This is a genomic window from Sphaerospermopsis sp. FACHB-1094 (assembly GCF_014696195.1).
In the GTDB taxonomy this organism is placed as follows: domain Bacteria; phylum Cyanobacteriota; class Cyanobacteriia; order Cyanobacteriales; family Nostocaceae; genus Sphaerospermopsis; species Sphaerospermopsis kisseleviana.
On the sequence record NZ_JACJPT010000167.1, the window covers coordinates 1 to 7,963 of the forward strand.

Here is a 7,963-nt window from a genome sequence, read left to right on the forward strand (position 1 = left end):
TTCGTTTTCAAACACTACTGCTATTGCATTCGGTGTTTTCTCTACCTGCTCTTCAAATAACTGATGGATACATTTATCAACAGGATATTCAACTTGAGTATTATTCCATTCTGTTAATAGTTGGTGTTTTTCTGACTCAGTTAGTAGTGGTAACTCTCCTATTCTTTGCTCTGGGTTCTTCACTATCCCTGCCAACAAAGTCTGAAAATGATTAATCATTCTCCCAATAGTATCAGGAGCAAAAATATCGGTGTTATATTCCCAATATCCAATTAATCCCTGTTGTGTCTGCCACATCGAGAGACCTAAATCAAACTTTGCACTACCTCTATCTATAATTTCTGGAGTCAGACTAATACCAGGTAACTCTAAAGTATCCAGGGAGAAGTTTTCCAGCACAAACATCACCTGAAACAGTGGATTATAGCCCAGAGAACGTTCCGGTTTTAATGCCTCTACTACTTGCTCAAATGGTATATGCTGGTGTGCATAAGCATCCCCAACCACAGAACGAACTTTTTCTAGTAACTGGGAGAAACTAGGATTACCTTGTAACTGGGTACGCAAAACCAAAGTATTGACAAAAAAGCCAATTAATGTCTCAATTTCTCGGCGATCTCGGTTAGCAAAAGGTGAACCAATACAAATATCATCCTGACCACTGTAACGATGCAGTACCACAGCAAAAGCTGTTAACAAGGTCATAAACAAAGTTACACCTGACTTTTGACTGAGGGTGATAAGTTGAGAGGTTAAATCTGCATCAATATGAAATTCTACACTAGCGCCGGCGAAAGTTTGCTCTGGGGGACGTGGATAGTCTGTTGGTAACTCCAACAAAGGAGGTGCGTCTGCTAACTGTTGTTTCCAGTATTCCAGTTGCTTGTCTTCAACTTCTTTAGTTAACCATTTCCGTTGCCAAAGAGCAAAATCAGCGTATTGTATTGTTAACTCTGTTAAAGGACTTGGTTTTCCCTGAATAAACGCTGAATAAAGTGCTTCTAATTCTTTGAAAAATATCCCCATTGACCAACCATCTATGATGATGTGGTGCATGGTGATCAGCAACAAATGGGATTCTGGTTCTTGCTGTAGTAAAGTAACTCTTATTAAGGTATCAGTCCCTAAATCAAAAGACTTGCTAACCTCTTGATTGATAATTTGTTGTACAGCAGTTTCTGTGAAATCTTGTACATCTATCACAGGAATATTGAGAGTTAAATTAGGTTTAATTACCTGAAAAGGGATACCTTCTACTGTAGGAAAGTTAGTTCTTAAAGCTTCATGACGGCGGATAATTTCGTTGATACTTTTTTCTAAAGCAGTCCAAGAAAGCTTACCAACAATTCTGAGTTGGAAACTTTCATTATAAGATGTGCTTTCTCCATCCAACTGAGACAGAAACCACATTCTTTGTTGGGCAAAAGATAAAGGTAAATCTTGATCTCTGGTAACGGGAACTAAAGACAAAGAAGTTATTTGTGTAGCTGTTTGCGCTTCTTGTAAAAAAGCAATAATTTCTGTTTTCCGTTCTTTAATTTGCTGTTTTATTTCTGCCGTCATTGCTCCTTTAGGAGCGCGAAAACGTAATTGACCATCCTCAAGCCAAACTTTGATATTTAAATTATTCAGTAATGATAAAAATTCAAATATAGCCATTTTATAAATAATCCTCTTCGTATTCTTGTGCTGATGTTTCAGTCAAATTATTTTGACTTTGAGTTACTGTTTTAATTACTGTAATTGTTTGAGATAACCCAGCAATAGTAGGTGTTTGCAAAAAACGCTGTAAAGACAATTCTAAAGAGAAATTTTCTCTTAACCGAGCAATTACTTGACCAGCTAATAATGAATTACCACCCAATTCAAAAAAGTTGTCATCAATGCCTAAAAGTGTAACTTTTAAAACTTGTTGCCAACATTGGGCAATTTTTAATTCTATCTCGTTCCGTGGTTCAATCTGCTCCCTATTGTCTTGATTGTTACTTCTTTTGATCAGTTTAGCATGATCAATTTCACCATTTTTGAGAAATGGCATTTCTGGCAGTTGTACAGATTTATAAATACAAACAGCACCAAAATGATCTTGTACTTTTAAACTTGGTAATTTAACAACCTCCCCAGTATTGGTTGTGAAATAGGCAGTTAATTTTTGTAAATTAAAACTTGATGACTGCCACCGTTGAATATTTTGCTTACTGCCATCTAAACCGATCAACAAATTATGTTGCTGATGGTATAAGCTGGCCAGCATGGAAGATATTGCTTCGGAGGAAGACATAATATAATAACCCTTGGCACGGATCAGATTTTTCATCTGATATCCTTGACTCATTCCCGTATTATCCCACATACTCCAACTCAAACAATAGCTGGTTAATTTATTGTTGGTTAATTTATTTTGGGAATTTTGGTAATGAGTAAAACTATCGAGAAAACTATTAGCAGCAGCATAACCACCCACAGCAGTGCTACCGAAAAACCCATTTACTGAAGAAAAGTTAATAAAAATAGTATCCTGATTTTCTTTTGCTAATTGATGCAATACCCAAGATCCCAAAACCTTGGGATGTAGAATTGCTGCTAAGTTTTCCTGGGTTTCTGCTACTACCTGTTGTTCGTGCAAAGTTCCGGCTAAATGCAGTATTCCATCGAGATTTTTGCCCCATCTGAATTGAGCTTTTTCTACTATTGTTTGCAACTGTTTTAAGTCGCAAATATCAACGGCTTCATAAATTACTTCTCCCCCAAGCTGCGCTAGTTCTTGATAGAGTTTGATGTGTTTTTCTGAAGTTAAAGGAGTTCTACCAACTAATAATAATTTAGCTTGGTAATGTTTTAACAAATACCGAGCAATTTCAATACCTATACCACCCATACCCCCAGTGATTAAATACGTTCCTCCTTGTTTGAAGGTAGTTGAGGAGTGAGGTTGGCTTGTAAAATCAACTTGTTCTAAGCGAGAAATTAAACGCTGTCCGTTTCTGTATGCTACCTCTCGTTCTTTTGAGGAGATTTGCATTTCTTGGAGAATTAAATACCCATTTTTTGCAACTTCAGCAAAGGGTAAATCAATGTGGCGACAATTGATTTGCGGTAGTTCTTGAGGAATGGTTTTTAATAATCCTAATACTGTTGATTTTTCATAAGCTATAGGATCATCTGAGCAGATAGCTTGGAGATGAGAAGAAATAAATAATAATTGAATATTTTGATCAAAGCTATGATTTTTTTCTAAGGCTTGCACTAGGAATAATAAACTATATATTCCCTGTGCTTGGGCTTTTTCTAAGCTATCAATACTGTTAATTTCCTGATATTTATCGTAAGTCCAGAGATGGACAATCTGCCCAATAATAATATTATCTGCTGCTAGGGATGCTATTAAAAGTTGATAGTCTTTGGCTATTTCTGGATTAATAACATAATGGTTACGATTGATTTTTTTAAATTCTTCTCCAGGTGCAACGGTAATATAGGTCAGTTTATTTTCTGACAATGTTTGACCTAAATAGTCACCCAATCCCCAAGCATCGAGAAATACTAGAGTTGTATTAGTAATAGTTAAAGAGGAATTAACATTAATGGGTGATTTAGGTTTCCATACTTGACGGTAAAACCAATTGGGAATAGTATTACTATTGCCTAGTAATATATCAATTTGTTTAATGATTGATTGAAATTCACCTGTTTGGAAACGTTGACTGAGTTGAGAACGTTGAATTTTGCCAATAGCAGTTTTAGGAATAATTTCTTTAGCTACGGGAATTAAATAATCAGGATTTATTCTCACCTTGTTCACAACACAAGCACGAATTTCTTTGAGGAGAGGTAATAAACTTTGATCATCATCAAAAGAAGTATGGAAAAATATTGCTAATTTATCAGTATTGCTTCCTGGTTGTCTGACTGCACAAGCAGCTGTATAAGAAACTTCTATTCCTGTAATTTCTTCAACAGCAGCTTCAATTTCGTGACAGTAGTAATTTAATCCATTAATAATAATTACATCTTTGATTCTGCCAGTAATGGTTAAACGTCCTTGATCAAGAAAGCCTAAATCCCCTGTATTCAACCAACCATCAGCAGTAAAAGCTTCTTGGTTTGCTTGTGGATTTTGATAGTAACCGATAGTAACAGATGCACCTTTTACCTGTAAACAACCAATAGTATTTTCTTCAACTACCTGATTTTGATTATCTACAATTCGCATAGAAAATCCAGGAATAGGTGAACCCAATTCTACAAATTTCTGCTCATCTGTAGTTGAATCTAGTAAAAAACTATCGGCAAATACGACACCAGAAGATGTTTCAGACATTCCCCAACCTGGGTGCATTGCGGTAGCTGGTAGGTGATATAACTGAACTAGCTGCAAAAATTTTCTTGCTGTTTTAGCAACGATCAGTTCGCCTCCATTATGAATTAATCGGAGTGAAGATAAATTCCAAGTTGGTGTTGGGATATTTTTGATCTTTTCTAGTTGCTCATTGATTAAGCTATAAGCAAAATTAGGACCCCAAGTCACGGTAACGCGATAATGAGTAATCCAATCTAGCCATGTTGTAGGTTTTTGTAAAACTAATTCAGAGTTCCCATGAATTTGTTGGCAGCCAACATAAACATCCCGTAAATGGAACATAATTATTCCCACAACATGGTCTAAGGAAAACCAATTTAACGTGATATCTTCACTTGTATAAGCATTCATCACGGTAGTACCAGCACAACGTGCTATTAAGCTACTGTGAGTCTGCATAACGGCTTTGGGTGTACCCGTGCTGCCAGAAGTCAAAAGCAAAATTGCTAAATCTTCTGGTTGATTATCATATATGTTGAAATCTGGTTCACATTGACTTAAATGATCAACAGTGGCAATTTTAAAGTTTTCTAAGTTTAAAACTCTGGCAAAATCATCAATGTCAGCAGATAAAGAAACACTTGTTAGTACCAAGGGTTTCTCTAACATCTCCCATGTGTTTTTTAATTTACTAGCTGTATTATTACCTGGTTCATAAATAGGCGCAATGGATACTGGAACTGGAACAAAACCACCCAACACACAACCCCAAAAAGCACAGATGAAATCTTGGTTATCTGCTAATTGAAAAATTACTTTGTCTTGAGGTTTAAGTCCTAATTTTCTTAGTCCTGCTAAAATTCGTTGGGCATTCTGCCATAATTCTTTGTAAGATTGAACTGTCTCACTGCCATCGGATTTAATATAGATAATACCTTCGTTTGAATTTTTAGCGGCTCTTTGTAATACTTCTACTAAATTTTTAGGAGCGTCTGGAGAGTATGGTAGTGGTTCACCGTGACTAATGGCTAACTTTTTTGATGAGGATAGGTTTTTATTTTCTATTTTCTGACTATGTGTAGTTGCTTGTATTTCTTGTTGGTTATTTTCATAGAAGTTTGCTTGACTCTCCCCCAACAAATCTTCTAAATGCAAAGGAGGAATACTTTTAACCACAGGTTCAGCAACTACCGCCACCCGTTCAATTTCTGACAATGACTCTAATTGCTTTTCTAAATCTCTCATTACATCAGAGTTAATCACTTCTAAACTCGATAAAGTAACTTCATCGATATAACCTGCATCTGTTAGGGGTATGGTAGATATGGGTACAAATGCGGCAGGTATTAACTCACTGGGGATAATTGTTTGCAGATGATCTAAAATTTGTTCTGGTGCAAACAAACCCGATGGAACTATATAAGCTATTAATTCCTGTTTTCCCTTTTTTGTCTGTCTTTTGATAACTACACAATCATCTACAGTCAAACTCGACCGAATAGCAACTTCTATTTCTTGTTGGTATGCAAAACTTTGATTAATTGAAGTCCCTAAAATTTGACTATGGTGATCTAAATGCATTATCTTTATATATCCTTATTAAGATTCAAGCTGCTATTAATTATTTTTTTAATTTTTTCAATTAACGCTGATTATAAGGTAAAACATTCATTTATTTTAACTTAAAATTAATGGTTTTTAAATTGGTTGGTAAAATTTATACTTACTAAGCAAACAGATAATCTCAGGTTTAGCAGTCAACTGCAAGAGCATTTTAAACATTTAAGCAGACAGTTAAGACTGTTAACTAGAGATTGCTGAAAAAGTTGAGAACGAACTTAATGAAAACCTGAGTTCGACGTAAGAGAATAACCTGCAAGTGTTGATTAACAAGAGTTTCAGGAGTGAATTAAGTTTTTATTAATTGTCAATAAATGAAAATTATTGACAATTAATTAGAAATAGACAATATGCTAACGGGGGGACAATCATGACTGAAAAGCTTATCCTGCAAGGATTTGAAAGAGAAGTCTATTCAAAAGATCAAACCAATTTTAGGATTACAGCTATTTTCAGGTAAATAAACCACATTTTGATTTAGGTTTCGCGTCAACAATGTAGGGGCGTTCGCGAAGCGTGCTGGAAGCATCAGCATTCGGATGATAGTCTTCGGTAAAAACCGATAATTAATTGTCCGAATGCTTCGCCCTTACTGTGGTCTAAAAAAATGAAAACTCCTGTCACACGAACGTAAAATAGGATTTTCCCAAGGAAATTATTGACAATGGAATCAATAAGGGGGGAAATTGCTCTGTATCTTTTTATGTCTAACAAGATTGAAAGGGTTACAGAGTCTTGGTTTCAAGGTACTTTGTCCCCCTGTCAGAGGTTTTTGGTTTATTCAGCAACCCCTAGTTAAGTGATCATCATCCGTAAATGTGAGGCTAAGGTTTTGACATTAGGTTCATACAGCATCCGTAAGTGATTTCCAGGTACAGATATTACTTTCACAGAGTCTTCTGTGCAATCTTGCCATCCCCAATCTGGTAAATCGTAATTATAAATAGCACGAAGTTGTTTTAGATTAACTTCATCCACTTCTTCAGCGCGGAATAAACCAATGGGCGCAGAAATTTGATAAGAAGGCCGATAATTTGCATAATTAATTGTTAGTTGTTTCGTTACCTGCATATTTGTTTTGAGTAAAGACAGGCTTGAGTTTTCCGGTAAAACATCATGTTTGTATAAATACTCTGCGGCTAAATTCCAACGGGCTAACTCGTCTGGTTGAGCAGCTAAATCAGCATAATCCAAACCTAATGAAATTCCCTTTACATCTTCTATAGATAGGAGTAATTCCCACATCCAATCAGTATCTGTCATCTTAGTTAGATCTTCAGGGTGAATCACCAATCCAGCATCTAAGATAGCCAGTAATTCTACCTTTTCACCCTGCTTTTCCAATTGGTAAGCCATTTCAAAAGCAACAACAGAACCTGCTGAATATCCTGCCAGTATGTATGGACCATGAGGTTGTTGCTCACGTAATAAATCAATCAGTTGACTACCATGCAGTTCTACTGACTCTGGAACTTCACCAAATCCATTTCTTCCTGGAGTTTCTAAACTATAAACCGGATGATTTTCTAAGTTAATAGCCAAATCTTTAAAATAGAAACCATGTCCATTACGACCAGGTAAACAAAATATAGGAGTGGCACTTCCTTGAGATTGGAGTGTAAGCAAATGGGGATGGCATTGCTGCACTTCATGGTCAGAGATTTGTAATGCTAATTGAGCAATTGTTGGATTGTCAAATAAACTACTTTGAGTAATGATGTCCTGTAATGTGTTGACAAATTCCTTTGCTAGTTTTTCAATTGTGGCTGCTTGGTGAAGATTTGTGCTGTATGTCCACTCTATTTGCAACTGTTTTTCAACTATCATGCTGTTTATATCTAGCAGATGAGGGCGGTTGTTTTGTAAACCGTGCATTCTTCCTGCTGACTCACTAGCTGGCTGCATCCAAGAATTTGTATTAATCTGTTGATCAAATTGACCCAAATAATTAAAACTGATTTCGGCTTGGGGTAATGTCTTTAGTTGACTAGCAATTTCTGGATCTTGACTCAGATAGCGCAATAGTCCATAACCAATGCCTTT

At 36.0% G+C, this 7,963-nt stretch carries 3 protein-coding genes; all 3 read right to left on the minus strand.

Features of this window, described 5'->3' with window-relative positions; all coding sequences use genetic code 11:
• Positions 1-1,659, minus strand: a 1,659-nt coding sequence (locus H6F47_RS25885; protein ID WP_242027499.1) for a condensation domain-containing protein, incomplete at its 3' end; no start/stop codon positions are given.
• Position 1,660: 1 nt separating this feature from the next.
• A complete protein-coding gene (locus H6F47_RS25890) occupies positions 1,661-5,881 on the minus strand; it encodes an SDR family NAD(P)-dependent oxidoreductase (protein WP_190651633.1) in 4,221 nt (1,406 codons plus the stop codon).
• 834 nt (positions 5,882-6,715) lie between these two features.
• Positions 6,716-7,963 (minus strand): thioesterase domain-containing protein (locus H6F47_RS25895; RefSeq protein WP_242027500.1); only part of this gene is annotated, 1,248 nt, incomplete at its 5' end.